Genomic DNA, 25247 nt, shown 5'->3' with positions numbered 1-25247 from the left:
CGCGGCTACAGCCCGATCGAGCGGCAGGGCCGCCGGCGCAGCGCGGCGACGTAGTCCGCCGGGGCGTCGGCGGCCTCGGCGGCGTCGGCGAGGATGCCGAGGTAGGACGCCGAGGGCAGCCCGCCCTCGTACGCGTCCAGGACGTAGGTCCACACGACCAGCTCGCCGGTCAGGGTCGACACCCGCACGCGGGTCTTGCGGTAGAGGCCGAGGTCGGCGCCCTCCCAGCCGTCCAGGCTCGCCTCGTCCTCCCGGGTGATGTCGTAGACGGCGACGAACACCTGCTCGATCGGGTCCTCCACGATGGTGGAGAGGGCGCCGTCCCAGCCGTGCTCCTCGCCGCCGAAGGTGAGCCGCCAGCCCTGCAGCCACCCGGTCGTGGACAGCGGCGAGTGCGGGCACCGCTCGCCCATCCGGGCGGGATCGAGGTTGGTCCCGTAGGCCGCGTAAAGCGTCACGCCAGGAGAGTAGTGGAGCGATTGAGGGTGGGCTGCGTCACCTCAGTAGGCTGGCGACCGTGACTTCGCACTTCGACACCCTCGTCCTCGGCGCCGGACCCGGCGGGTACGTCGCCGCGATCCGCGCCGCGCAGCTCGGCCAGACCGTCGCGGTCGTCGAGGAGAAGTACTGGGGCGGTGTGTGCCTCAACGTGGGCTGCATCCCGTCCAAGGCCCTCCTGCGCAACGCCGAGATCGCCCACATCATCACGAAGGAGAAGGACGTCTTCGGGATCAGCGGCGAGCCGACGATGGACTTCGGCACCACCCACAAGCGCAGCCGCGGCGTCGCCGACGCGAGCGCCAAGGGCGTGCACTACCTGATGAAGAAGAACAAGATCACCGAGATCGACGGCTGGGGCACCATCAAGTCGCCGACCGAGATCGAGGTCGACAAGGACGGTCAGAAGCAGAGCTACACCTTCGACCACCTCGTCATCGCCACCGGTGCGAAGGTGCGGATGCTGCCGGGGATGAGCAGGAGCAAGAACGTCGTCACCTACGAGGAGCAGATCCTCGACGCCGAGCTGCCCAGGAGCATCATCATCGGCGGCTCCGGCGCGATCGGCGTCGAGTTCGCCTACGTGATGACCAACTTCGGCGTCGACGTCACGATCGTGGAGTTCCTCGACCGGATGGTGCCGACCGAGGACGCGGACGTCTCCAAGGAGCTGCTCAAGCAGTACAAGAAGCTGGGCGTCAAGGTGCTCCTCTCGACCAAGGTCGACTCGGTCGAGGACACCGGCGACGGCGTCCGGGTCACCGTCAGCCCGGCGGGCGGCGGCGACAGCCAGGTGCTGGAGGCCGACCGGATGCTCGCGGCGTTCGGCTTCGCGCCCCGCGTCGAGGGCTACGGCCTGGAGAACGCCGGCGTGAAGGTGTCCGAGCGAGGTGCGATCGAGGTCGACGCCCGCGGCCGCACCAACGTCGAGAACGTCTACGCGATCGGCGACGTGACGGGGAAGCTGATGCTCGCCCACACCGCCGAGGCGATGGGCGTCGTGGCCGCGGAGACGATCACCGGTGCCGAGACGGTGGAGATCGACTTCGACATGATCCCGCGGGCGACGTTCTGCCAGCCGCAGATCGCGTCGTTCGGCTACTCGGAGGCCCAGGCGAAGGAGAAGGGGTACGACGTCAAGGTGGCGTCCTTCCCGTTCAGCGCCAACGGCAAGGCCCGTGGCATGGCCGAGGGCGTCGGGTTCGTCAAGATCGTCGCGGACGCGACGTACAACGAGATCATCGGCGCCCACATGATCGGGCCCGAGGTCACCGAGCTGCTGCCGGCGCTCACCCTGGCCCAGCAGTGGGACCTCACCGCCGACGAGGTCGCCCGCAACGTCTTCGCCCACCCGACGCTCTCGGAGGCGATGAAGGAAGCCGTCGAGGGCATCGCCGGCCACATGATCAACCTGTGACGATGGCCGAACGAGTCGTCATCATCGGCGGCGGCCCCGGTGGCTACGAGGCGGCCCACGTCGCCGCCCAGCTCGGCGCCGAGGTCACCGTCGTCGACACCGACGGGGTCGGCGGCTCGGCCGTCCTCACCGACTGCGTGCCGAGCAAGACCCTGATCGCGACCGCCGAGGTGATGAGCGAGCTCGCCGACGCCTCCGAGCTCGGGGTGAGCTTCCACGACGCGGAGGGCGACGCCGCCACCGGGATCAGCGTGGACCTCGCGAAGGTGAACGCCCGGGTCAAGGGCCTCGCCGCCGACCAGTCCTCCGACATCGAGCGGCGCCTGACCCGGGACGGCGTCACCGTCCTCCGCGGCCGCGGCCGGCTCGCGGGCCCGGACCGGGTCGTCGCGGCGCTGGCCGACGGGTCCGAGCGCGAGCTCCCGGCCGACGCGATCCTCGTCGCCACCGGCGCGGCGCCGCGGACCCTGCCGACCGCGCAGCCCGACGGCGAGCGGATCCTGACCTGGGAGCAGGTCTACGACCTCACCGAGGTGCCCACCGAGCTGATCGTGGTCGGCTCGGGTGTCACCGGGGCCGAGTTCGCCAGCGCCTACCTCAACCTCGGGATCCCGGTCACCCTGGTCTCCTCGCGCGACCGGGTGCTCCCAGGGGAGGACGCCGACGCGGCGAAGGTGCTCGAGGACGTGCTCACCCGCCGCGGGATGACCGTCCTGTCGCGCTCGCGCATGGAGTCGGTCACCCGGGACGGGGACGCGGTCACCGTCACCCTCACCGACGGCCGGACCGTGCAGGGCTCGCACTGCATCCTCGCCCTCGGGTCGGTCCCCAACACCGCCGACATGGGCCTCGAGGAGGCCGGGGTCGGGCTCAAGAACGGCGGCTTCGTCAACGTCGACCGCGTCTCGCGCACCGCCGCCCGCGGCGTGTACGCCGCCGGCGACTGCACCGGCGTCCTGATGCTCGCGAGCGTCGCGGCGATGCAGGGCCGGATCGCGATGTGGCACTTCCTCGGCGACGCCGTGCAGCCGCTGGACCTGAAGAAGGTCTCCTCGAACGTCTTCACCGCCCCGGAGATCGCGACCGTCGGCTGGTCCCAGGAGGCGGTCGACGCGGGGGAGATGCAGGCCGAGGTGGTGACCCTCCCGCTGTCGGGCAACCCGCGCGCGAAGATGCAGGGCGTCCACGACGGCTTCGTGAAGCTGATGTGCCGTCCGGGCACCGGCATCGTGGTCGGCGGCGTGGTCGTCGGACCACGGGCGAGCGAGCTCATCCACCCCGTCTCGATCGCGGTCGCGGAGTCGCTGACCGCGGACCAGCTTGCCCAGGCGTTTACCGTGTACCCGTCGATGAGCGGCTCGATCGCGGAGGCCGCCCGACGCCTGCACCGCGTCTGACGCCTACCTCTCGGGAGTCCCATGTTCCGCCGCACAGCCGTCCTCCGGACCGTCCTCGGTGCCGCCCTCACCGTCCCGCTCGCCGCCGTGCTCGCGCCCGCCGCCCCCGCGACGGCCGGCGCGGCAGCGGACGCCTGGGACGTGCCGCACTCGGCCACGATCACGGTCCGTGGCCACGGGTACGGCCACGGCAAGGGGCTGTCGCAGTACGGCGCGCAGCACGCGGCGAAGCTCGGGAAGAGCTACCGCGCCATCGTCGGCTACTACTACCCCGGCACCCGGTGGGGGACCGCGACCGGCTCGGTCCGGGTCTGGATCAGTCGCGACCTCAGCAACGACGTGCAGGTCCAGGCGCGCTCCGGCCTCACCGCCCGCCGCACCGGCACCTCGCGGACCTGGAACCTCGCGAAGGCCCAGCCCCGCGCCGACCGCTGGCGGATCGTGCCGGACGGTGACACGGCCAGCGTCCTGCAGTTCCGGCGGCACGGCTGGCACGACTACCGCCGGGTCACCGGCCGGCTCGAGCTCGCCGCCGGCGGCGCCCCGGTCCGGCTGTACACGGCCGGGGGCAGCGTCGCGCTGCGTGGCGTCCTGCGGTCCGTGCCGTCCTCGCCCGGCAACCGGATCACCGTGAACGTCCTGCCGCTCGAGTCCTACCTGCGCGGCGTCGTGCCGGCGGAGACCTTCGCCTCCACCTGGCACCAGCAGGCGCTGCGCGCCCAGGCGGTGGCGGCTCGTACCTACGCCGTGCACGAGCGGGCGGACCGGGTCGGCAAGGCGTTCGACCTGTGCGACACCGCCGCCTGCCAGGAGTACGGCGGCGCCTCGGTGGAGTACCCCACGACCGACGCTGCGGTGAAGGCGACCGCCCGGAAGGTCCTCACCTACGGCGGGCAGCCCGCGTTCACGCAGTTCACGGCGAGCAGCGGCGGGTGGACGGTCGACGGCGGCAGGCCGTACCTCCCGGCCCGCGAGGACCGGTGGGACTCCGCGCAGGACCCCTACCACTCCTGGACCGTGGGCTTCCGGGACACCGAGCTCGAGGCCGCCTGGCCGGCCGTCGGGGACCTCACCCGGATCGAGATCGGGGGCCGCGACGGCCACGGCCAGTGGGGCGGCCGGGCGGGCACGGTCACCCTCACCGGCACCTCCGGGACCGTCACGGTGAGCGGCTCGGACTTCGCCCAGCGGCTGCGCCTGGCCTCGCCCTGGCTGTCACTGCGCGTGTCCTGAGAACTACAGCACTGTAGTTGCCGCGGTTGCGTTGCGGGGCGTGTGTGACGCGTGGTGCGATTGAGACCATGCGTGCGCTCCCGGCCCTGCTGACGGCCGCCCTCCTCGCCGCGGTCGGCAGCGCCGCCCCGGCCGGAGCGGTGACCGGCGACACCTGGCCGGTGCCGACGCACGCGACGATCACGATCAGGGGCCACGGCTACGGGCACGGCCACGGCATGTCGCAGTACGGCGCCGAGGGCGCGGCTCGCGAGGGACTCGGCTACCGCCAGATCGTGCAGTTCTACTACCCCGGCACCGACTGGGGCGTGGCGAAGGGCCGGGTTTCGGTCCTCATCACCGCGGACACCAGCGACGACCTGGTCGTCGCCGCCCGCCCGGGCCTGACCGTGCGCGACACCGCCGGCGGCGACCGGGTCGAGCTGCCCCGCAACGGGGCCACGCGCTGGATGGTCGCCGTCGGAAGCGACGGCGTGAACCGGGTCTCCTACCGCACCCAGCGGTGGCACCGCTGGAAGGAGCTGCGGGGCCAGGGCGAGTTCTACGCGGCCGGTGACCCGGTGACGCTGGTGACCCCGACCGGCGAGCGGGCCTACCGCGGCCGGTTGCGCGTCGGGGTCACCTCGTCGGGGGAGCGGGTCACCGTCAACGACCTCGCGCTCGACAACTACCTCAAGGGGGTCGTGCCGCTCGAGATCCCCGCCTCCTGGCACGCCGACGCGGTGCGCGCCCAGGCGGTCGCGGCCCGCACCTACGCGGCCTACGAGCGCCGCCACCCGCGGTCCTCGGCCTACCAGATCTGCGACACCGGCTCCTGCCAGGTCTACGGCGGGTACGACGCCGAGTACCCCGCCTCGAACCAGGCCGTGGACGCCACCGCGCACCAGGTGCTGCTCAGCGGCGGCGACCCGGCCTTCACCCAGTTCGGCTCGAGCAGCGGCGGCTGGACCGCCGCCGGTTCGGTGTCCTACCTGCCCGCCCAGGCGGATCCGTACGACGGGTGGTCGGGCAACCCGGTGCACTCCTGGTCCACCCGGGTCAGCGACGCGACGCTCGAGCAGGCCTGGCCCGCCGTGGGCGACCTGCGGCGGATCACGGTCACCGGACGCGACGGCCACGGCGACTGGGGCGGACGGGTCGGCTCGGTCGTCCTCAGCGGGACGGGCGGCCGGGTGACCGTCTCCGGGGACACGTTCCGGTCGGTGCTCGGGCTGCGCTCGACCTGGGTCACCCTCAGGGTGCGCTGATCGCCCGGTGGGCGGTGGCGAGCACCACCCAGTCGATGAACACGAAGGCGATGCCCATGCCGAGCAGCGCGAGGCCGTTCGGGCCGGTGATGCCCCAGACGAGGACCGCCAAGGACACGAGGGCCACGGCGACGGCGGCGTTCCACAGGCCCCGACCCGCCCGGACCGACGCCCACGCCAGCACCATCGCGACCAGGCCCAGGGCGCAGAAGGCCGCCAGCAGCCAGAACACGCGCGACGACGGGTCCCGGGGGTCCTGCAGGGCCACCACCACGCCGAAGACCCCGATCGCGGCGTAGCCGAGGGTGGCGACGGGTGCCACCTTGTCGGTGGTCCTGCCGGCCGAGCGGGCGAGGGTCGTGGACATCAGCCGATGACCGCCTTCGGCCAGTGGTCCGCTCCGAAGTCACCGGTCTCGTTGGCCACCTTGAGGAACTCGGTGTTCGCACCGGACGCGGCGCCGCGCAGGTTGAGGACGGCGGAGCCGAGGGCGAGGATCGCGGTCGCGACCGCGGCGATCACCGTCGGCGGCACCGCCGGCAGGCCCAGGATGCTGACCGCCTCGCCGGTGGCCGTCACGATGCCGACGATCATCGCGATGATGGCGACGGCGACGGCTCCGTAGAAGATGTAGAGCGCCGTCGAGACCGCGCCGAGCGCCGGGCCGATGACCGAGGTGAGCTTGCTCTGCACGGCCGTGAGCGCCTTGCCCTGCGGGCCGAGCGACATCGCGTACCGGTCGGCCGCCTGTCCCTTCCACTCGCTGTCGACGGTGCTCTGGGAGCGGTCGGACTCGGTGGCGCGGGCCGCGACCGGTCCGCCCAGCTGGATCCAGTCCTGCTTCGCGGAGTCGAGGTCCCAGGGTGCCCCGATGTAGGAGACGAACTCCTTCACCTTGTCCCAGAACTCGCCGAGCTTGTCCATGGCGGCGCTCCAGAGGTCCTTGAACTTGTCGACCACCCAGCCCAGCCCCCAGGGCACCCAGGACAGGATGTCGTTGACCCTGTCGGTGAGCGACTGGACCTTCTGGTCCACCTCGTCGAGGAGGTCCATGATCCGGTCGACGGCCTCGGGTCCCATCACGTGCCTCCTTACTCCGGGATCCAGACGGACTGGACCTCGGAGACCACTTGCTGGTCGGTGCTCTCGAAGTCGCGACGCACCTCGCGGAGGGCGTCGGCGAGCTTGCCGGTCTCGCGGGCTCCGGCGTTCAGCACGTCCTCGACGTGCTGGCGGGCCTGGGCGTAGCTGTCGTCCACCCCGGTCATGAAGCAGACGAACGAGAACTGGGCCGCCGAGAGCTGGAGCCCGGACACCGTCGTGGCCGCGTCGGTGAGCGCCTGGGACGTGTCGTCCCACTCGGCCGCCTCGCTGGTCAGGGCCTCGAAGCCCGCCTGCATCGTCATCGTCGGTCCCCCTCGGGAGTGGTGGTGTCGCCGACCGCCATCCGGGCGATGTCGGCGAGCTTGGTCGCCTGGAGCACGGCCGACAGGCCCTCGCGCCGCGCCCGCTGCGCGGCCGCGAGCATCGCCTCGGTGATCTCGCGTCCCAGGTTGGCCGGGTGCGCCCGGGGCACCCAGGAGGTGTCGAGCTCGATCGCGTCGACCTCGCCGTTGCCGAGCGCGGTCGCCGTGACGTGGCCGGAGGTGCTGCGTGCCTGGAAGCGACGGCCGGCGTGCTCGTCGAGCAGCCGGTTCGCCTCGTCGAGCCCCGCCCGCGCGTCGAGCAGGATCTCCTCGGTCAGCTCCCGGGCGGCGTCCGTGCCTCCGCCGCGCGCCTCGACCCGCTCGCGGAACGCGTCCATCATCGGGGTGTCGGTGCGCGCGGGGCGGGCCCGCGGCTCCGGCTCGTCCTCGATCGCGCGGATCGCCTCGCCGTACTGCTCGACCTGCTCGATCCGGGCCTGGGCGACCGCCTCGAGGACGGCGGCCGGCAGCTCGGCGGCGGTCAGCGTCCGGTCCCACGTGAAGCCGACCTGCACGGACTCCAGCCGGCCGTCGGCGTCGAGGCGGACGGTCACCTGGCCGCTCGCGTCGGCCGCCTGCACGGGTCGCACCCGCTCCTGGGCGCCGGTCACCTGTTGGAGCAGCACGTCGCTGCGCTCCCGGAGGACCGCGAGGTCCTCGATGGCGTCGGTCATCAGGTCGTCTTCCCCCGAGTGGTCGCTGACGCCAGACCCTTGCCCGCCTCCCCGTGGCCTCAAACGCGGGAGCGCACGACGGGCCGCAGCACCGGGCGCAGCACCAGTCCGGCGAGCAGCGCCCAGAAGGCCGCACCCACCCCGAGCACGCTGATCCCGGAGGCCGCGACGAGGAAGCACACGGCCGCCGCCTCCCGTCCGTCCGGCTCGGCCAGGGCGCCGGCCAGCGCCGCCCCGAAGGTGCCGAGCAGCGCCAGCCCGGCCGCAGCCGGGATCACCTGACCGGGCGCGGCCGCCACCAGCGCGGCGAGCGCGGAGGCGAGCAGCGCCAGGACGACGTACGCCGCGGCCGCGCTCGTGCTCGCGAGCCACCGGCGGCTCCGGTCCGGGCCGGCCATGGGCCCCGCGGTCATCGCGGCCGTGATCGCCGCGAGGTTGATCGCGTGGCCCCCGAAGGGCGCACCGAGCAGCGTGCCGAGCCCGGTGACCGTCATCGACTCCCGCCAGGGCACGGTGTAGCCGAAGCTCTTCATCACCGCGACCCCGGGGACGTTCTGCGAGGCCATCGTCACGACGTAGAGCGGCAGCGCGATGCTGACGACCGCCGGCAGCGTCCACTCCGGCGTGGTCCAGGTGAGCGAGGGGACCAGCTCGGCGCCGTCGACCGCGGAGCCGGCCTCGACGAGGACGACGACCAGGGCGACCGCGAGCGACACCGGGACCGCCCAGCGCCGGGACACCCGGTGCATCACGAGCCAGGCCAGGACGACGGGTCCGACCAGCCAGGGCGAGTCGGCCAGGCCGGTGACCGGCTCGAGGCAGATGGGCAGCAGCACCCCGGCCAGCATCGCCCGTGCCAGCGAGGTCGGGATCCGGGCGATCAGCTCCCCGAGCCACGGCAGCAGCCCGGTCAGGAGGATGAGGACGGCGGTCACCGTGAAGGCGCCGACCGCCGCCGGCCAGCCGCCCTCCACCGCGCCGGTGGAGATCAGCAGCGCCGCGCCGGGGGTGGACCACGCGAGCGAGATCGGCGTGCGGTGGCGGACGCTGAGCCACCACATCCCCAGGGCCTGGGTCACGCAGAGGGCCAGCAGCCCGGACGCGGCCTCGGCCGGCGTGGCGCCCACGGCGACCAGCCCGGACAGGACGACGACGAACGCGCTGCTGAAGCCGACGACCGCGGTGACCACGCCGGCGACGACGGGCGTGCCGTGCTCGGCGGCCGCCGGGTCGACGGGAGCGGGGGCGTCGGGCGGGGTCAGGACAGCACCAGCACCAGGTCGCCGCCCTCGACGGCGCGGGTGCCCGTCTGGGCCAGCCGCTCCACGGTGCCGGCGACCGGTGCGGTGATGGCGGCCTCCATCTTCATCGCCTCGATGGTGGCGACCGTGTCGCCGGCCGCGACCTGCTGGCCCTCCTCGACCGCGATGGTGACGACGCCCTGGAAGGGGGCGGCGACGTGTCCGGGCTTCGTGGTGTCGGCCTTCTCGGCGGTGGGGACCTCGGAGGCGACGCTGCGGTCGCGGACGTTGACGGGCCGGAGCTGGCCGTTGATCGTGGCCATCACGGTCCGGATGCCGCGCTCGTCGGGCTCGCCGATCGCCTGGAGCCCGAGGATCAGGGTCTTGCCCTCCTCGATCTCGACCTCGTGCTCCGCGCCGCGGCGCAGCCCGTAGAGGTAGTCGATGGTCGGGACGACCGAGAGGTCGCCGTAGGTGGCGCGGGACTCGGTGAAGTCGCGGGTCGGGCCGGGGAAGAGCAGCTCGTTGAGGGTGCGGCGCCGGACCGGGTTGGTGACGCCGTTCTCGCCGGCGAGGCCGGCGGCCTCCTCGGCGGTGAGCTCGGCGGTCGGGGGCTTGTGGGTGCGGCCGGCCAGGGCCTTGGTGCGGAACGGCTCGGGCCAGCCGCCGGGCGGGTCGCCGAGCTCGCCGTTGAGGAACCCGATGACCGAGTCGGGGATGTCGAACCTCCCCGGGTCCTCGGCGAACTCGGCCGGGTCGGCCCCGACGGCGACCAGGTGCAGCGCGAGGTCGCCGACGACCTTGGAGGACGGGGTCACCTTCACGACGTTGCCGAGGATGTCGTTGGCGGCGGCGTACATGTCCTCGACCTGCTCGAACTTCTCGCCCAGCCCGAGCGCGATCGCCTGCTGGCGCAGGTTGGAGAGCTGGCCGCCGGGGATCTCGTGGCGGTAGACGCGCCCGGTCGGCGAGGGCAGCCCGGACTCGAAGGGGGCGTAGACCCGGCGGGTGGCCTCCCAGTAGGGCTCGAGGGCGTTGACGGCGGCCAGCGACAGCCCGGTCTCGCGGGGTCCGTGGTCGGTGGCCGAGACCAGCGCGGAGAGCGGCGGCTGGGAGGTGGTGCCGGCCATCGACGCGGTCGCGGCGTCCACGGCGTCCACGCCGGCGTCGATCGCGGCGAGCAGGGTGGCGAGCTGGCCGCCGGGGGTGTCGTGGGTGTGCAGGTGCACGGGCAGGTCGAAGCGCTCCCGCAGCGCGGTGACCAGGGTCCGCGCGGCCGGGACCCGGAGCAGGCCGGCCATGTCCTTGATCGCGAGCACGTGCGCGCCGGCGTCGACGATCCGCTCGGCGAGCCGCAGGTAGTAGTCGAGGGTGTAGAGCCGCTCGTCGGGGTCGGAGAGGTCGCCGGTGTAGCACAGCGCCACCTCGGCGACGGCGGTCCCGGTCGCGCGGACCGCCTCGATCGCGGGCCGCATCTGCTCGACGTCGTTGAGGGCGTCGAAGACCCGGAACACGTCGATGCCGGTCGCGGCCGCCTCCTCGACGAACGCGGTGGTGACGTCGGTCGGGTACGGCGTGTAGCCGACCGTGTTGCGGCCGCGCAGCAGCATCTGGAGGCAGATGTTGGGCACCGCCTGGCGCAGCGAGGCCAGCCGCTCCCACGGGTCCTCGGCGAGGAAGCGGAGCGCGACGTCGTACGTCGCCCCGCCCCAGCACTCCAGGGACCACAGGTTCGGGGTCGTGCGCGCCAGGTGCCCGGCGACGGAGAGCAGGTCGCGGGTCCGGACCCTGGTCGCCAGCAGCGACTGGTGGGCGTCGCGGAAGGTGGTGTCGGTGACCGCCACCCGGTCCTGCGCCCGCAGCCGGCGGGCGAACTCCTCGGGCCCGACCGCGAGCAGCAGCTGCCGGGTCCCGTCGGGGGCCGGCACCGTCAGGTCGACCCCCTGGTCGCGTCCGGGGAGCTTGGTCACCGGGTCGACGCTCACCGGGGCCGCGCCGTACGGCTGGTTGACCGTCACGTCGGCGAGGTAGTTGAGCATCTTGCTGCCCCGGTCGCCGGACCCGCGCGCCTGCAGCAGCTGGGGGTGGGTCTCGATGAAGGCGGTCGTGACGTGGCCGCTGGCGAAGTCGGGGTCGGCGAGCACGGCCTGGAGGAAGGGGATGTTCGTCGACACGCCGCGGATGCGGAACTCCGCGACCGCCCGGCGGGCCTTCTCGACGGCCTTGTCGAAGGTGCGGCCACGGCAGGTCAGCTTGGCCAGCATCGAGTCGAAGTGCGCCGACACCTCGGCGCCGGTGTACGTCGTGCCGCCGTCGAGGCGGACCCCGCCGCCACCGGGGGAGCGGTAGGTCGTGATCACGCCGGTGTCGGGGCGGAAGTCGTTGGCCGGGTCCTCGGTGGTGATCCGGCACTGGAGCGCGGCCCCGCGCAGCACGACCGAGTCCTGGGACAGGCCCAGGTCCGCGAGCGTCTCGCCGGCGGCGATCCGCATCTGGGACTGCACCAGGTCGACGTCGGTGACCTCCTCGGTCACCGTGTGCTCGACCTGGATCCGCGGGTTCATCTCGATGAACACGTAGTTGCCGTCCGGGTCCAGCAGGAACTCCACCGTGCCGGCGTTGCGGTAGCCGATCTCGCGGGCGAACCGCACCGCGTCCGCGCACATCCGCTCCCGCAGGTCCGGGTCGAGGTTCGGCGCCGGCGCGAGCTCGATGACCTTCTGGTGGCGCCGCTGCACCGAGCAGTCGCGCTCGTAGAGGTGGATCACCGAGTCGTCGCGACCCTCGCCGTCGGCGAGGACCTGCACCTCGATGTGCCGCGGGTCCACGACCGCCTGCTCGATGAAGACCGTCGGGTCGCCGAAAGCGCCCTCGGCCTCGCGCATGCAGGTCTCGACCGCCTCGCGCAGGAACGCGGCGTCCGGCCCGGGCTCGTCGACCCTCCGCATGCCGCGGCCGCCGCCGCCGGCGACGGCCTTCACGAACAGCGGGTAGGGCATCGCGCTCGCCGCCTCGACCAGGCCGTCGACGTCGGTCGACGGCTCGACCCCGGCCAGGGTCGGCACCCCGGCGGCCTTCGCCGCCGCGATCGCCCGCGCCTTGTTGCCGGTCAGCGTCAGCACCTCGGCGCTCGGCCCGATGAAGGTGATCCCGGCGTCCGCGCACGCCTCGGCCAGCGCCGGGTTCTCCGACAGGAACCCGTAGCCGGGGTAGACCGCGTCGGCGCCGGCACGGACCGCGACCGCCACGATCGCCTCCGGGTCCAGGTACGCCCGGACCGGGTGCCCGCGCTCGCCGATCTCGTAGGCCTCGTCCGCCTTCAGGCGGTGCTCGGACCAGCGGTCCTCGTAGGGGAAGACCGCCACCGTCCGCGCGCCGAGCTCGTAGGCGGCCCGAAAAGCCCGGATCGCGATCTCGCCCCGGTTCGCCACCAGCACCTTGGAGAACATGCGCACACGCTATAAGCCGGGACGCCGGGCGGCGCCGGCGTCGGTCTCCGACGAGACGGCCGGGCGCCGCCGCGGCCGTCGGCCCGCCCGGATAGGCTCGCGGGGACGCGCCGCTGCCGGCGCGTCGGGGGAGAGGGAGAACCATGCGTCGTACGACGAGCGCGCTCGCGGTGGCCGGCGTCCTGGCCGCCGCCGCCCTGGTGGGGACGCCAGCGTCCGCACCTGCGGCCCCGGCACGGGACGGGCGAGCCGCCCAGCAGGTCCACCGGGAGATCGACTACGTCGCGCTCGGCGACTCCTACAGCGCGGGCCCGCTGGTGAAGGCGCCCCCGGGCAAGCCGACCTTCCGTCCCGACCCCCAGGCCTGCGCCCGGTCGTGGAACAACTACCCGGCCTTCGTCGCCGACTACCTCGACGTCTCGTCGTACACCGACGTCACCTGCTCGGGAGCGCAGGTGGCCGACTTCTCCTCCCCGCAGGGGGGCGAGAACCCGTACGCCGCCCCGCAGCTGGACGCGCTCTCGGCGGACACGGACCTGGTCACGATCGGGATCGGTGGCAACGACTACGGGCTCTTCGGCTCGCTCGTCGACACCTGCGGCCGGCTGGCGCAGGAGCACCCGGACGAGGCGACCCCGTGCCGCGACCACTACACGGTCGACGGTGTCGACACCAAGGCCCGCGACGCCCGGGCGATCAGGACGCGGATCGCCGGCGCCGTGGCCGCGGTGCACGAGGCCGCTCCGGAGGCCGACGTCTACGTCGTCGGGTACCCGCAGCTGATGCCGCTCGGGGCCCACACCTGCGACGCCGTCGGCTTCGCCGCCGGTGACGTCGCCTGGGGCGACCACATCGAGGACCTGCTGAACCGGTCGCTCCGGCTCGGGGCGACGTCGCAGGACGCCACGTACGTCGACACGCAGACCATCAGCCGCGGCCACGACGCCTGCGCCGGTCTGAAGGCGTGGATCAACGGCTCGCTCGTGGTGTTCACCGGCCCGAAGGCCGGCGCCAACTTCCACCCCAACCGCGCCGGCGAGCGAGGCATGGCGAAGGCGGTCTTCGGGGTCGTCACCGGCCGGCCGGTCTCGAAGGCGCCGACGAACGCGAACGCCGCGCCGCCGGCCGACGCGATCGTGCTCAACCCGGCGTACCCGGGCTGACCTCGCGGGTTCAGCGGCCGAGCGTCACCCCGACCCGGTGGCGGGGGCTGAGCTGGGTGCCGGCGTAGTACTGCTGCTCGATCACGAAGCCGCGCCTCAGCGGGGGTGCGTGCCGGGTGCGGACCCTGCCCAGCCGGCAGTCCGCCCACTCCAGCTCGGCCTTCGCGACGCCGAGGCGGAAGCCACGCAGCTCGGGAACCAGGCAACCCTCGCTCCCGCGGTCCGTGGTCGCGCCGTGCACCGCCGGTGCGGCGTCGCCCGGTGGCGGTCGCCAGGCGACGGCGACCAGGGCGAGGACCGCGGCGAGTGCGGTGGCGAGGGCGGCCGCCAGCACGCGCACACGCACGGGCCGGCTGGTCATCTGCGCTCCTCCACGTGGCAAGCAAGTGCCCGAGCACGCGGTCGAGACCTCCACGCTAGACCTCCCACCTCCCGGTGGGTGCGGCTCGCGGGAACGCACCGGACCGGTCCGGACCACGTGTCCGGGCGCCTGCGGTCAGCGCGCCGCCGGGCTGCCCTCGAGCGAGCGCTCCAGGAACTGCTCGAGCAGCTGCGGGTGGGCCGCGTGCGCCAGCGCGACCGCCGTCGCCTCCGGCACGTCCAGGGCAGTGAGGGACTGTCGACCGCCGGCGGTCGTGGCGACCAAGGTCGTCAGGCCGGCGCGCCGCTGGAACCAGGTCGCCCGCAGGTTCCAGCCGATCACGGAGTCGGTGGCCAGCGCCTCGCGACGCCGGTCCAGGCTGCCGGACCGCACGACGACGTACCCCTCGGTCAGCGCGTGCCCGAGCGCGCGCGCCCGGTCCGCCGCCAGGGCGAGCGCGACCGGGACGCCGAGGGCGGCGACCAGGGGGACCCAGACCGGGAGCCCGGTCACCGGCACCAGCACCGCGGCCGCGAGGAGGAGCAGGACGGCGGGGAGCAGGGCGCGGGTGTAGCGCCGCGACCGTGCCCGCGGCCCGTGCCCGACGAGCGGTCCCTCCAGGGGGCCGGTGCTGCGCAGGACCACGCCCGCGGCGCGGTGCACGACCTGGCGCGGAGCCGGTGGCACGAGCACGGCGGACCGGCCGCCGCCGAAGCCGGTCGCGATCGCCGAGGCGCGGCCGCCCCCGACCGCACGCAGCCCGAGCGGCTCGCCGATCGACACGCCGCGAAGCCGCTCGTCGTCGATGGTGGTCTCGCGGGTGGTCAGCAGGCCCCGGCGCAGGTGCCAGGCGCCGTCGGCGTGGGAGAGCCGGAAGCCCCAGTTGGTGAGGACGTACCCGCCGATCGAGAGGACCGAGACCAGCACGAGCAGGCTCACGAGCGCGACCGGCAGGGCCAGCCACGGCGACCAGGCCTCGGCGTCGTGCGCGATCCGCTCGGGGTCCAGCCGTTGGATGCCGCCCGCGGTGTTGAGCGCCTGGGTCGCCACCGCCAGGACGCCGCCCGTGATGGCGAGACCCGCGCTGGTGAACGGCGCGAAGCGGACCCAGGACGGGTCCAGGACGAGGACCGGCGGGACCGCGACCGTCTCGCGGACCTCGGCCCCGGAGGACAGCAGCTCGGCGCGCAGCCGGCGGGCCTGCGCGACCGGGAGGCCGTCGAGGGCGATCTGCTCGTCGTCGTCGGAGGACGCGGTGCCGGTCCCGACGTGCACCGTGGTCAGCCCGAGCAGTCGGTGCACCGGGGGCGCGGAGATGTCGACGGTGCGGACCCGGTCGACCGGCGTCGAGAGCACGTGCCGGTTGAGCAGCCCGCGACGCAGCTCGACGCGGCCGGCCGAGAGCCGGTACGACGTCGTGCAGTAGCGCAGCACCCCGAGCCCGATCGGGACGAGGACCCCGACGACGTTCCACCACTCGCCGGTGCCGCCGGAGGCCGTGCCGGCGATGAACAGGCCGATCAGCACCGGCAGGAACCGGCCCAGCTCCTTGACCGGGTAGACGAGCAGCATCCGCGGGTCGAGGCGCTGCCAGTCGGTCACGTGGCGTCCCCCGGCACGCTGTCGGCCATCGCGGTCAGCTCGTCCACCAGGGCCAGCGCCCGCGTGCGCTCGAGCCCGGCGATCTCGAGGGCGCCGGCGGCCGACGCCGTGGTCACCGTGACGGTGGACAGCCCGAAGAGCCGCGCCACCGCCCCCTCGACGTGGTCGACGGTCTGGATCCGCGACATCGGCGCGATCCGGCGCTCGCGCGCCCACCACCCGGTCTGGGTGTACACGGCGGTCTCGGTGACCTCCCAGCGGTGCACGGCGTACCGCCACCGCGGCACCACCACGGCGTACGCCGCCGCCGCGAGTGCCACGACCGCGACCGGCCACCACGGCAGCGGCAGCCACCCCGTCACCGGCCCGGCGACGGCCAGCGCCACCACCAGGGCGAGGCCCTCGACCGCTGCCGTCAGCGCCCACATCTGCCGGGCCCGCGGGCTGACCCGCTCGCGGGGCTCGCGGAGCCGGGGCGCCGTCGCTGGCTCGGTCATGACCCCGAGATTACGGAGGGGACCCTGCTCAGCCCTTCAGCTCGCAGATGACCGCACCGTTGGCGACGGTCTGGCCCGGCTCGACCTGGAGGCCGGTCACCGTGCCGGCCTTGTGGGCCTTGAGCGGCTGCTCCATCTTCATCGCCTCGATGACCACGACCGTGTCGCCCTCGGCGACCTCCTGGCCCTCCTCCACGACGACCTTGACGACGGTGGCCTGCATCGGGCTCGCGACCGCGTCGCCGCTGACCGCGGCGCCGTGCTTCTTGCCGCCGCCGCGCTTGGGCTTCTTGCCACCGCCGGCCGCCGGCGCAGCCGCGATGCCGCCGAGCCCGCCGGGCAGGACGACCTCGAGGCGCTTGCCGCCGACCTCGACGACGACCGTCTGCCGCTCGACCGGGTCGTCGGCCTCGGCCGCGCCGCCGCCGTACGGCGTGATCTGGTTGTCGAACTCGGTCTCGATCCAGGTCGTGAAGATGTCGAACTTCTCCGGGTAGTCCGCCGGGCTCCCGATGAAGGCCGGGTCGTCGACGATCGCGCGGTGGAACGGGACCACGGTCGGCATCCCGTCGACGACGAACTCGGCCAGGGCGCGCCGCGAGCGCTCGAGCGCGTGCTGGCGGTCGCGGCCGGTGACGATCAGCTTGGCGATGAGGGAGTCGAAGGAGCCCGGGATGGTCTCGCCGTTCTCGTAGCCGCCGTCGAGGCGGACGCCCGGGCCCTGCGGCGGGCTCCACGCGGACAGCGTGCCCGGAGCCGGCATGAAGTTGCGGCCGGCGTCCTCGGCGTTGATGCGGAACTCGATCGAGTGGCCCCGCACCTCCGGGTCGCCGAACCCGAGCTCCTCGCCCGCGGCGATGCGGAACATCTCGCGGACCAGGTCGAGGCCGGTGACCTCCTCGGACACGCAGTGCTCGACCTGGAGGCGGGTGTTGACCTCGAGGAAGGAGATGGTGCCGTCCTCGGCGACGAGGAACTCGCAGGTCCCGGCGCCGACGTAGCCGGCCTCGCGCAGGATCGCCTTCGAGGCGTCGTAGAGGCGGTTGACCTGGGCCTCGGTGAGGAACGGCGCGGGCGCCTCCTCGACGAGCTTCTGGTTGCGGCGCTGCAGCGAGCAGTCGCGGGTCGAGACGACCACGACGTTGCCGTGCTGGTCGGCGAGGCACTGGGTCTCGACGTGGCGCGGCTTGTGCAGGAACTTCTCGACCAGGCACTCGCCGCGGCCGAACGCCGTGATGGCCTCGCGGACCGCCGAGTCGTAGGCGTCCGGGATCTCCTCGAGCGTCTGGGCGACCTTGAGCCCGCGGCCGCCGCCGCCGAAGACCGCCTTGATCGCGACCGGCAGCCCGTTGGCCTTCGCGAACTCGACGACCTCGTCGGCGTCCGCGACCGGCTCCTTGGTGCCCGGCGCCAGCGGCGCGTTCGCGCGCAGCGCGATGTGCTTGGCCTTGGCCTTGTCACCGAGCGCGTCGATCGCCGCCGGCGGTGGGCCGATCCACACCAGGCCGGCGTCGATGACCGCCTGGGCGAAGCCGCCGTTCTCGGCGAGGAAGCCGTAGCCCGGGTGCACCGAGTCGGCGCCGGTCTTCTTCGCGATCGCGATGATCTTCTCGATGTCGAGGTAGGAGTCCCCGGGCGTCGAGCCGTGGAGGGAGTGCGCCTCGTCGGCGAGCCGGACGTGCATCGCGTCGCGGTCGGGCTCGGCGTACACCGCGACGCTCCCGATCCCGGCGTCCTTGCACGCCCGGATCACGCGGACGGCGATCTCCCCGCGGTTCGCGATGAGCACCTTCTGCAACGGCTTGATCTGCGCCACGTGCGACTCCTGGTCTCGATGGTCTCCGTCTCGCAGCGTATCGCCAGCGAGACCCGGACGGACGACGACCCCGTGTGGTGGTCGTCTCCCGGAACGGGGTCCGGCCCCCGGCCCCGGGAGGAGTCCCGGGGCCGAGGGCCGGACAAGGTGCTGCGAGGTCGTGACCCGGAGGTCAGCGACCGGACCGGTTGCCCATGGCCACCGGTGCCTTGACCGTCAGCGTGTACTTGCCGTACTGCGTGATGGTCTGGCTCTTGTCGTCCATCGTGACCAGCGCGGCCACGGTGGTCGCCTTGCTGCCGAGCGCCTTGCGCAGCTGCTTCCCGGTCAGCGAGCCGCGGAAGGACTTGTCGATCTTCAGGTCGTGGTACGACGCCTTGCCGGACTTGTCGATGCCGACCAGCTGCACCGTCCAGTCCGGGACCTCGACCGGGTGGACCTGGGTGATCGTCTTCCAGCCGGCCAGCGAGTCGCTGGGCAGGCTGGTGCCCGCCACGTCGATCCCGCGGACCCAGAAGCCGCCCTCGTTGACGCCCGAGTCGGTGATGTAGCGGAAGCCGAGCATGATCTTCTTGCCGGCGTACGCCGACAGGTCGGCCGTCTCGGTCTTCCACTCACCGCTGTCGCCGGTGAAGCCCGGCAGCTCGGACACGATGTTGCCCACGGCGCCCGGGTCGTGCTCGGACGTGGTGTCCTCGGTGCTCAGCGACGTCCAGGTCTTGCCACCGTCGGTGGACACCTGCACGAAGCCGTAGTCCCACTGCTCCTCGGTGTCCCAGAGCGCCTCGAACGAGAGCGTCCCGCCACCGGCGGGCACCGTCACCTGGCGGACCAGCGAGCGGTCCAGGTTCTCGCCGCAGCCGCTGTAGAGCGCCGCGGCGCCCGTGCCGTCCTCGACCGCACCGCAGGTGGTGTCCTCGGTGGTCGCGTCCGGCGGCGTGGTGTCGACGGTCCACTCGACCGGCGTCGGCGCGAGCGACGAGGCGCCCTTGAACCTCAGCGCGTCGATCTGCTTGCTCTTCAGCCAGTGGCCCGGCTTGCCGAGGCGGACGTAGTCGGCACCGTTCGGCGGGGCGCCGGGGCTGTCGAAGGACTGGGGGTTGGCCCAGTTGATCCGTGCGCTCAGCGAGTCGGCGGTGTACCGACCCTTCGGGCCGCCGGTCAGCTTGCCGCTGTCGTCGACCGCGGCGTCGAGCGCCATGGTGGCGATCCAGTCGTGGATCGTCTGCGTGGCGTTCCGGCTGGCGCCGGCGTCCTTGAGGACCGCGTTGAGGCCCTTGATGCCGTTGCCCGGCTCGGTGTGCAGCTGGCTCATGAAGTCCTCGCCGTAGTGCGAGAAGAGGTACATCATGAACGAGTACGCAGCGCCGTAGTCGCAGAGGACCTCGGGTCCGCCCTGGTCCTGCCAGAGCGTCAGCGAGTTCTCCGCGCCGCCGTAGGACTCGGGCAGGTAGCCCTCGAAGCAGCCGATGTGGCTGTCGAAGTCCGGCGCGGTCGGCGGGAGCGCGGTGTCGACGTAGCCGACCAGGCTCTGGGCGTAGTCCGAGAGACCCTCGTTGACCCAGGAGTCCTCGTCCGGGTCGACGTAGCTCTCGAGCAGGTGCTGGTACTCGTGGGCGAAGGTGCCCTCGTAGTCACGCGGCCGCGGCGAGCCGTAGCCACGGTCGTAGCCCTGCGACTGGGCGCAGGCGATGTACGCCGGGTCCTCGGAGTCGTCCGGCGGGTTGGCGCCGGTGCGGTGCAGCCAGTCGTTGGCGTCGATGGTCATGATGTTGCGGTCGGTGTAGTCGTTGAACACCGAGTAGAAGAAGCCCGCGATGAACGTCTGGCCGTCCGGGGTGGACGGGTCGTAGAAGTTCGCGTCGCGGACGTTGTCCACCAGCGTGACGATGTCGTCGGCCTGGTCGGCGGACACCGGCCCGGCGCCGTACGCACCCTCGGCGCTGCCGTCGCGGCTCGGCGGCACGGAGAAGGACGCCGACTCCTTCGGGAAGATGTTGTTGTCGAACTCCTGGACGAAGCTGTCCACCTGCGCCTGGGTGATGTCGGTCATCCCCAGGTCGTTGCGGCAGTCACCGTCCGGGAAGGCGGTGTTGTCGGCGACCCACACCTCGATGTGCTCGCCGATGCCCTTGAGGGTGTAGGGCTTGAGGTAGATCTGGCCGGTGTAGTCGTTGAGCGCCAACCAGTTGACGGTGTCCCCGACGTGCGCGTCCTCGGCGGCCTTGGCGGTCGCCCCGTTCTGCGCCCGCATCGCCTTGCGCAGGGCTGCGCTGGCGGGAAGGGGCTTGCCGTTGTTGTAGTCGGGCCCGACCTGGGTCTGGTCGGACGCCGATGCGACCTGGGAGTGCGCCGGTCGGGTCCCGGGCTCGGCGGTAGCCGAGCCGACGGGGGAGACCAGGGCGCCGGTGACGGCAGCAACCGTCGCCATTCCCAGTAGTGCCGCGCCGTGCCTGCGGTGCATGCGTGCTCCACTCTGATGAGCTGGACGCAGAGCAGCCGGGGCCCAGCAAGGTCCCGAGACTGCGCTGCCGGACGTGGGGCATCCCACACCGGAAGTGCTCGTCGCACAAGATGTACGACCGTGCATCTTGCGGCAGAACCCTCGAAATGCCGCTTTTCCTCCGATCGGGTGAGGTGGCGCCGGTGGTTAACAACCGCTAACCGCAGCCGCTAGGGTGGCCCCATGACCTACGAGCTGTCGCGCGAGCACGAGGAGTTCCGCCGGGCGGTCCGTGACTTCGCCGAGGCCGAGATCGCACCGCACGCCGCCGCCTGGGACCGGGCCCACCACTTCCCGACCGACGTGGTGCAGAAGATGGGCGCGCTCGGGCTGTTCGGCCTTACCGCCCCCGAGGAGTACGGCGGCGCCGGGGAGGACGGCGACTTCACGAGCCTGTGCGTGGCGATCGAGGAGATCGGCCGCGTGGACCAGTCGATGGGCATCACGCTCGAGGCCGCGGTCGGGCTCGGCATCAACCCGATCCTCACCTACGGCACCGCGGAGCAGCGCGCGACCTGGCTTCCCGACCTGGTCGCCGGCCACCGGCTCGCCGGGTTCGGCCTGACCGAGCCGGGCGCCGGGTCCGACGCCGGCGCCACCCGCACGCGGGCGGTCCTCGACGGCGGCGAGTGGGTCGTGAACGGCGCCAAGCAGTTCATCACCAACTCCGGCTCGGACATCACCAGCCTGGTCACCGTCACCGCGCGCACCGGGGAGCGGGAGGACGGTCGGCCCGAGATCAGCACGATCATGGTGCCGAGCGGGACGCCGGGCTTCACGGTCGAGAAGGCCTACGACAAGCTGGGCTGGCACGCCTCCGACACCCACCCGCTGTCCTTCGAGGACGCCCGGGTCCCCGAGGCGAACCTCCTCGGCGCCCGCGGCCGCGGCTACGCGCAGTTCCTCGCCACGCTCGACGACGGTCGGGTCGCCATCGCCGCGCTCGCGGTCGGGTGCATCCAGGCCTGCCTCGAGATGAGCGTCGCCTACGCCGGCGAGCGGCAGACCTTCGGTGGTCCGATCGGCCGCAAGCAGGGCGTGGCGTTCCAGGTCGCCGACCTCGAGGTGATGCTGCACGCGAGCCGGCTGCTGACCTACCGGGCCGCAGCCATGAAGGACAGCCAGCGCGACGGGGGCGGGGCCTCGATGAAGGAGTTCAAGCAGGCCGCCGCGGTCGCCAAGCTCTACGCGACCGAGTCCGCGGTCACCGCCACCCGGATCGCGACCCAGGTCTTCGGTGGCTACGGCTTCATGGAGGAGTACCCCGTCGCCCGGTTCTACCGCGACGCCAAGGTGCTCGAGGTCGGCGAGGGCACCTCGGAGGTCCAGCGGATGCTGATCGCGCGGGGGCTCGGCCTGCCGGTCGAGTGACCCGGCCGGTCGAGCGGCTAGCCTTGCCGCCATGTCGAACCGGTGGCGTCGGGTGCTCACCGAGGCGTACCGGTTCCTCGCGGTCGGAGGCCTCGCGACGATCGTCGCGTTCCTGATCTTCAACTTCCTGCTGCACGGCTTCGGCACGGGGTACGACGCGCCGCTGGCCGGTCAGCCCTACCTGGCCTTCGCCGTGGCCAACGTCGTCGGCATGGTCGTGAGCTACCGGGGGAGCCGCACGTGGGTGTTCCGCGACCGTCCGCCGCGCACCGCCGACGGCGGCCGGTTGATGTTCGTCGCGATCAACCTCGTCACGATGCTGATCCCCCTCGGGTGCCTGTGGGTCAGCCGGCACCTGCTCGACCTCGACGACCCCTACTCGGACAACCTGTCCGCGAACCTGATCGGGCTCTTCCTCGGGATGGTCGCGCGGTTCTACCTGTTCCGGACCCTGGTCTTCCGCCGGCCCGTGCACCTCGCCGACCTCAAGCAGCGGCCGATGCAGGTCTTCGAGCTCAGCGAGCTCCAGGTCGGTGACCCGCTCGAGGTCCGCATCGAGCAGCTGGACCCGCTCGACGAGCCGGTGGACCTCGCCGACGACCTCAGCGGCGACGCCACAGGTCCGTCCACGAGTGCCCCAGCTCGGCGACCAGGTCCCTGACCAGCGGCAGGCTCACCCCGACCACGTTGTGGTGGTCGCCCTCGATGCCGGTGACGAACGCGCCGCCGAGGCCGTCGACCGTGAACGCCCCCGCGACGGCGAGCGGCTCGCCGGTCGCGACGTAGGCCGCCACCTCGTCGTCGGTGACGTCGGCGAAGTGCACCGTCGTGGAGGCGGTGGCCGCGGCGACGCGGTCGTGGTCGGTGTCCCGCAACGAGTGGCCGGTGTGCAGCACGCCCGACCGGCCCCGCATCGCCGCCCAGCGGCGGACGGCGTCGTCGGCGTCGTCCGGCTTGCCGAGCGCCCGGCCGTCGAGCTCGAGGACCGAGTCGCAGCCGAGCACCAGCGCGCCGGCCGGGACCTCCGGACGCGGCGCCACCGCGGCGCACTTGAGCTCGGCCAGCTGGAGCGCCAGCTCGGCCGGCGGGAGCCCGTCGAGCTGCGACTCGTCGACGCCCGAGACCACGACCACGGGGTCCAGGCCGGCGTTGCGCAGCGTCTGCAGGCGCGCCGGCGAGGCCGAGGCCAGGACGAACGGCGTCACGCCGGCGGCTCGAGCAGCTCGAGGTGCTCGCCGAAGGCGCAGGTCGTCAGCGCGGTGAGCGGGTCGTCGGCGTCGAGGTGCTCGGGGGCGCGCATCGAGAGCATCACGTTGAGCAGCATGCCAAAGGCGACGAAGTCGCGGCACTGCTCGTCGTCCCAGCCGGTGCGTCGGATCGTCGCGAACACCTCGCCCATGCAGCGTCGCGCGGCGGCGGCGATCTCGGGCACGCTCCCGCTCGAGAAGCCGTGCATCATCACCTGCAGGAAGTCGTGGTCCTGGAGGAGCTGGGCGTAGGCCATGCCCATCCGCGCCTTGTCGTCCTCGCTCTCGGGGTCGAACGGGCCCGCGTCGATCACCTCGGCGAAGGCGGCCTCGATCCGCCGCACGGCACCCGCGAACACCTCGAGGAACAGGTCGAGCTTCGAGCCGAACAGGCGCACGACGTACGGCTGGGAGACGCCCGCCTCCCGCGCCACCGCGTCCGTGCTGGTCCCGGCGTAGCCGGAGCGCGCGAAGGCCCGCGTCGCCGCTGCGAGCACGAGCTCGCGTCGGTCCTCCGCGGGCATCCGGCCGGTGGCTCTCGCAGCATTCATGGTTGACACGTTATCAGTTGATTACTTATGGTCGTGACCGAAGTAATCATTCGATGCAAACTTCTGGAGCCGTTCCATGACCACACTCGACACCGCGCCCGGCGCGACCGTCGTCGCCCCCGCCCGCCCCCGGCGCACCACGCCGGTGTGGCTGGCGATCGTGGCGGCGTCCCTCCCCATGTTCATGGCCACCCTCGACAACCTGGTGATGACCAGCGCGCTGCCGGTCGTCCGTGCCGACCTCGGGTCGAGCGTCGGCCAGCTGTCCTGGTTCGTGAACGCCTACACGCTCGCGTTCGCGACGTTCATGCTGCCCGCGGCCACGCTCGGCGACCGGATCGGTCGGCGCCGGACGATGCTGGCCGGCCTCGTCGTGTTCACCCTCGCCTCGATCGCCTCGGCCCTCTCGACGTCGTCGGAGGCGCTGATCGCCGCCCGCGCCGTCCAGGGCCTCGGCGCGGCCGCGATCATGCCGCTCTCGCTCACCCTGCTCGCGTCGGCGGTGCCGCCGGCCAGGCGGGCCGCGGCGATCGGGATCTGGGGCGGCGTCAGCGGCCTCGGCGTCGCGCTCGGCCCGGTCATCGGCGGCGCGGTCGTCGAGGGCGTCAGCTGGCAGGCGATCTTCTGGCTCAACGTCCCCGTTGCTCTGGTCGCCGGCCCGCTGCTGCTCGTCGCGGTCCGGGAGTCCCGCGGCACCTGGCAGCGGCTCGACCTGGTCGGCGTGCTGATGCTCGGCGGCGCCGTGTTCCTCGGCGTGTGGGGCATCGTGCACGGCAACGACGACGGCTGGACCGACCCCCGGGTCGTGCTGCCGCTGGTCACGGCCGCGCTGCTGCTCCCGGCCTACGTCTGGTGGGCGCGTGGTCGCTCCTACGCCGTCCTGCCCCTGCGGCTGTTCTCGTCGCGCGGCTTCTCGGTGGCCAACGTCATCGGGCTGTTCTTCACCCTGGGCATGTTCGGCACGGTCTTCCTGCTGTCGCAGTACCTCCAGATCGTGCAGGGCTACTCCCCGCTCGAGGCCGGCGTCCGGACGCTGCCGTGGACTGCGGCGCCGATGGTGGTCGCGCCGATCGCCGGCGCGCTCGCGCCGCGGGTCGGCCTGCGGGCGCTGCTGTCCCTCGGGCTGGTGCTGCAGACCGCGTCCCTGGTGTGGTTCGCCGTGCTCACCGAGACCGGGGCGGCGTACCCGTCCTTCGTGGCGCCGCTGCTCCTCGCCGGAGTCGGCATGGGGCTGACCTTCGCCCCGATGGCGACCGCGGTGCTGGAGGGCCTGCCCGACGAGGAGTTCGCGATCGCCAGCTCGGCGAACTCGACGGTCCGTGAGTTCGGCGTCGCCATCGGCGTCGCGTTGCTGACCGCGGTGTTCCTGGCCAACGGCGGCGCGCTGACGCCGACGGGGTACGACGGAGCCATCGGCCCGGCGCTGCTCACCGGCGCCGCCGCCGTGGCCGTCGCGGCGGTCGCGTCCGTCTTCGCACCGGGTCGCCGGAAGGCCGTGGCGCCTCGGGCATGAT

22 protein-coding genes are annotated in these 25247 nt (G+C 72.9%); 8 read left to right on the top strand and 14 right to left on the bottom strand.

The window, feature by feature from the left end; genetic code table 11:
* Positions 1–5: 5 nt before the first annotated feature.
* Positions 6–458: a gamma-glutamylcyclotransferase gene (locus ACILQ5_RS08750; protein ID WP_395657600.1), complete on the bottom strand. Its 453-nt coding sequence runs from the start codon at positions 456–458 to the stop codon at positions 6–8.
* Positions 459–517: 59 nt separating this feature from the next.
* On the opposite strand from ACILQ5_RS08750, the gene lpdA reads away from it, so the two are divergent.
* From lpdA to ACILQ5_RS08730, 4 genes are all read left to right on the top strand, one after another.
* Positions 518–1915, top strand: a complete 1398-nt coding sequence (lpdA, locus tag ACILQ5_RS08745) for a dihydrolipoyl dehydrogenase (RefSeq protein WP_395657599.1) — start codon at positions 518–520, stop codon at positions 1913–1915.
* A 2-nt stretch (positions 1916–1917) separates the two neighbouring features.
* Complete coding sequence (locus ACILQ5_RS08740; RefSeq protein WP_395657598.1) at positions 1918–3312, top strand: NAD(P)H-quinone dehydrogenase; 1395 nt, start codon at positions 1918–1920, stop codon at positions 3310–3312.
* Positions 3313–3333: 21 nt separating this feature from the next.
* Entirely contained in the window at positions 3334–4545 is a 1212-nt protein-coding gene (locus ACILQ5_RS08735) for a SpoIID/LytB domain-containing protein (protein ID WP_395657597.1), read from the top strand.
* 68 nt (positions 4546–4613) lie between these two features.
* Positions 4614–5792 carry a SpoIID/LytB domain-containing protein gene (locus ACILQ5_RS08730; RefSeq protein WP_395657596.1) on the top strand — a complete coding sequence of 393 codons (1179 nt, stop codon included), beginning with the start codon at positions 4614–4616 and terminating at the stop codon, positions 5790–5792.
* On the opposite strand, the gene ACILQ5_RS08725 is transcribed toward ACILQ5_RS08730, so the two are convergent.
* Genes ACILQ5_RS08725 through ACILQ5_RS08700 form a run of 6 tightly spaced genes read right to left on the bottom strand, consistent with a single transcriptional unit; the run spans position 5779 to position 12622 of the window.
* Complete coding sequence (locus ACILQ5_RS08725) at positions 5779–6159, bottom strand: hypothetical protein (protein ID WP_395657595.1); 381 nt, start codon at positions 6157–6159, stop codon at positions 5779–5781. The two genes, ACILQ5_RS08730 and ACILQ5_RS08725, sit on opposite strands and share 14 nt — an antisense overlap.
* Positions 6159–6872 (bottom strand): hypothetical protein, encoded by a 714-nt coding sequence (locus tag ACILQ5_RS08720; protein ID WP_395657594.1) that lies wholly within the window; start codon positions 6870–6872, stop codon positions 6159–6161. Before ACILQ5_RS08720 ends, ACILQ5_RS08725 begins: the two co-directional genes overlap by 1 nt.
* Positions 6873–6883: 11 nt before the next feature.
* A complete protein-coding gene (locus ACILQ5_RS08715; protein WP_395657593.1) occupies positions 6884–7198 on the bottom strand; it encodes a hypothetical protein in 315 nt (104 codons plus the stop codon).
* Positions 7195–7932: a YbaB/EbfC family nucleoid-associated protein gene (locus ACILQ5_RS08710; protein WP_395657592.1), complete on the bottom strand. Its 738-nt coding sequence runs from the start codon at positions 7930–7932 to the stop codon at positions 7195–7197. The genes ACILQ5_RS08715 and ACILQ5_RS08710 overlap by 4 nt, the downstream gene beginning before the upstream one ends.
* Positions 7933–7991: 59 nt before the next feature.
* Positions 7992–9194 carry a benzoate/H(+) symporter BenE family transporter gene (locus ACILQ5_RS08705; protein ID WP_395657635.1) on the bottom strand — a complete coding sequence of 401 codons (1203 nt, stop codon included), beginning with the start codon at positions 9192–9194 and terminating at the stop codon, positions 7992–7994.
* Positions 9191–12622 carry a pyruvate carboxylase gene (locus ACILQ5_RS08700; RefSeq protein ID WP_395657591.1) on the bottom strand — a complete coding sequence of 1144 codons (3432 nt, stop codon included), beginning with the start codon at positions 12620–12622 and terminating at the stop codon, positions 9191–9193. The genes ACILQ5_RS08705 and ACILQ5_RS08700 overlap by 4 nt, the downstream gene beginning before the upstream one ends.
* 143 nt (positions 12623–12765) lie before the next feature.
* Between ACILQ5_RS08700 and ACILQ5_RS08695 the strand changes: the two genes are divergently transcribed.
* Positions 12766–13785: an SGNH/GDSL hydrolase family protein gene (locus tag ACILQ5_RS08695; RefSeq protein WP_395657590.1), complete on the top strand. Its 1020-nt coding sequence runs from the start codon at positions 12766–12768 to the stop codon at positions 13783–13785.
* A gap of 10 nt (positions 13786–13795) precedes the next feature.
* On the opposite strand, the gene ACILQ5_RS08690 is transcribed toward ACILQ5_RS08695, so the two are convergent.
* The 5 genes from ACILQ5_RS08690 to ACILQ5_RS08670 all read right to left on the bottom strand — a co-directional run bounded on the left by ACILQ5_RS08690 (position 13796) and on the right by ACILQ5_RS08670 (position 20525).
* On the bottom strand, positions 13796–14146 hold the full coding sequence (locus ACILQ5_RS08690; RefSeq protein ID WP_395657589.1) for a hypothetical protein: 351 nt from the start codon (positions 14144–14146) through the stop codon (positions 13796–13798).
* Between the two features lie 135 nt (positions 14147–14281).
* Positions 14282–15748, bottom strand: a complete 1467-nt coding sequence (locus ACILQ5_RS08685; protein WP_395657588.1) for a PH domain-containing protein — start codon at positions 15746–15748, stop codon at positions 14282–14284.
* The gene (locus ACILQ5_RS08680; protein WP_395657587.1) at positions 15745–16245 is read right to left on the bottom strand and encodes a PH domain-containing protein; all 501 of its coding nucleotides are present in this window, start codon (positions 16243–16245) and stop codon (positions 15745–15747) included. The genes ACILQ5_RS08685 and ACILQ5_RS08680 overlap by 4 nt, the downstream gene beginning before the upstream one ends.
* 28 nt (positions 16246–16273) lie before the next feature.
* Positions 16274–18043: an acetyl/propionyl/methylcrotonyl-CoA carboxylase subunit alpha gene (locus ACILQ5_RS08675; protein WP_395657634.1), complete on the bottom strand. Its 1770-nt coding sequence runs from the start codon at positions 18041–18043 to the stop codon at positions 16274–16276.
* Positions 18044–18233: 190 nt separating this feature from the next.
* Positions 18234–20525 (bottom strand): choice-of-anchor J domain-containing protein, encoded by a 2292-nt coding sequence (locus ACILQ5_RS08670; RefSeq protein WP_395657586.1) that lies wholly within the window; start codon positions 20523–20525, stop codon positions 18234–18236.
* A 222-nt stretch (positions 20526–20747) separates the two neighbouring features.
* Between ACILQ5_RS08670 and ACILQ5_RS08665 the strand changes: the two genes are divergently transcribed.
* The gene (locus ACILQ5_RS08665; RefSeq protein ID WP_395657585.1) at positions 20748–21935 is read left to right on the top strand and encodes an acyl-CoA dehydrogenase family protein; all 1188 of its coding nucleotides are present in this window, start codon (positions 20748–20750) and stop codon (positions 21933–21935) included.
* A gap of 31 nt (positions 21936–21966) precedes the next feature.
* Positions 21967–22596, top strand: a complete 630-nt coding sequence (locus ACILQ5_RS08660) for a GtrA family protein (RefSeq protein ID WP_395657584.1) — start codon at positions 21967–21969, stop codon at positions 22594–22596.
* Here the strand turns inward: ACILQ5_RS08660 and ACILQ5_RS08655 are convergent.
* Positions 22538–23140, bottom strand: a complete 603-nt coding sequence (locus ACILQ5_RS08655) for a Maf family protein (RefSeq protein WP_395657583.1) — start codon at positions 23138–23140, stop codon at positions 22538–22540. The genes ACILQ5_RS08660 and ACILQ5_RS08655 overlap by 59 nt on opposite strands.
* Entirely contained in the window at positions 23137–23733 is a 597-nt protein-coding gene (locus tag ACILQ5_RS08650) for a TetR/AcrR family transcriptional regulator (RefSeq protein WP_395657582.1), read from the bottom strand. The genes ACILQ5_RS08655 and ACILQ5_RS08650 overlap by 4 nt, the downstream gene beginning before the upstream one ends.
* A 76-nt stretch (positions 23734–23809) precedes the next feature.
* Between ACILQ5_RS08650 and ACILQ5_RS08645 the strand changes: the two genes are divergently transcribed.
* The gene (locus tag ACILQ5_RS08645) at positions 23810–25246 is read left to right on the top strand and encodes a DHA2 family efflux MFS transporter permease subunit (RefSeq protein ID WP_395657581.1); all 1437 of its coding nucleotides are present in this window, start codon (positions 23810–23812) and stop codon (positions 25244–25246) included.
* The last annotated feature ends 1 nt before the right edge of the window (position 25247 follow it).

The sequence above is a fragment of the Nocardioides sp. genome (assembly GCF_044226305.1).
Classification (GTDB): domain Bacteria; phylum Actinomycetota; class Actinomycetes; order Propionibacteriales; family Nocardioidaceae; genus Nocardioides.
This window is presented reverse-complemented; position numbering and strand designations above follow the sequence as displayed.

Excerpts from the sequence above, each read along its gene's own strand:
- ACILQ5_RS08740 (WP_395657598.1), top strand. The coding sequence starts at position 1,918 with ATGGCCGAACGAGTCGTCATCATCGGCGGCGGCCCCGGTGGCTACGAG.
- ACILQ5_RS08735 (WP_395657597.1), top strand. The coding sequence starts at position 3,334 with ATGTTCCGCCGCACAGCCGTCCTCCGGACCGTCCTCGGTGCCGCCCTC.
- ACILQ5_RS08730 (WP_395657596.1), top strand. The coding sequence starts at position 4,614 with ATGCGTGCGCTCCCGGCCCTGCTGACGGCCGCCCTCCTCGCCGCGGTC.
- ACILQ5_RS08725 (WP_395657595.1), bottom strand. The coding sequence starts at position 6,159 with ATGTCCACGACCCTCGCCCGCTCGGCCGGCAGGACCACCGACAAGGTG.
- ACILQ5_RS08720 (WP_395657594.1), bottom strand. The coding sequence starts at position 6,872 with ATGGGACCCGAGGCCGTCGACCGGATCATGGACCTCCTCGACGAGGTG.
- ACILQ5_RS08715 (WP_395657593.1), bottom strand. The coding sequence starts at position 7,198 with ATGACGATGCAGGCGGGCTTCGAGGCCCTGACCAGCGAGGCGGCCGAG.
- ACILQ5_RS08710 (WP_395657592.1), bottom strand. The coding sequence starts at position 7,932 with ATGACCGACGCCATCGAGGACCTCGCGGTCCTCCGGGAGCGCAGCGAC.
- ACILQ5_RS08700 (WP_395657591.1), bottom strand. The coding sequence starts at position 12,622 with ATGTTCTCCAAGGTGCTGGTGGCGAACCGGGGCGAGATCGCGATCCGG.
- ACILQ5_RS08695 (WP_395657590.1), top strand. The coding sequence starts at position 12,766 with ATGCGTCGTACGACGAGCGCGCTCGCGGTGGCCGGCGTCCTGGCCGCC.
- ACILQ5_RS08690 (WP_395657589.1), bottom strand. The coding sequence starts at position 14,146 with ATGACCAGCCGGCCCGTGCGTGTGCGCGTGCTGGCGGCCGCCCTCGCC.
- ACILQ5_RS08680 (WP_395657587.1), bottom strand. The coding sequence starts at position 16,245 with ATGACCGAGCCAGCGACGGCGCCCCGGCTCCGCGAGCCCCGCGAGCGG.
- ACILQ5_RS08670 (WP_395657586.1), bottom strand. The coding sequence starts at position 20,525 with ATGCACCGCAGGCACGGCGCGGCACTACTGGGAATGGCGACGGTTGCT.
- ACILQ5_RS08665 (WP_395657585.1), top strand. The coding sequence starts at position 20,748 with ATGACCTACGAGCTGTCGCGCGAGCACGAGGAGTTCCGCCGGGCGGTC.
- ACILQ5_RS08660 (WP_395657584.1), top strand. The coding sequence starts at position 21,967 with ATGTCGAACCGGTGGCGTCGGGTGCTCACCGAGGCGTACCGGTTCCTC.
- ACILQ5_RS08650 (WP_395657582.1), bottom strand. The coding sequence starts at position 23,733 with ATGAATGCTGCGAGAGCCACCGGCCGGATGCCCGCGGAGGACCGACGC.
- ACILQ5_RS08645 (WP_395657581.1), top strand. The coding sequence starts at position 23,810 with ATGACCACACTCGACACCGCGCCCGGCGCGACCGTCGTCGCCCCCGCC.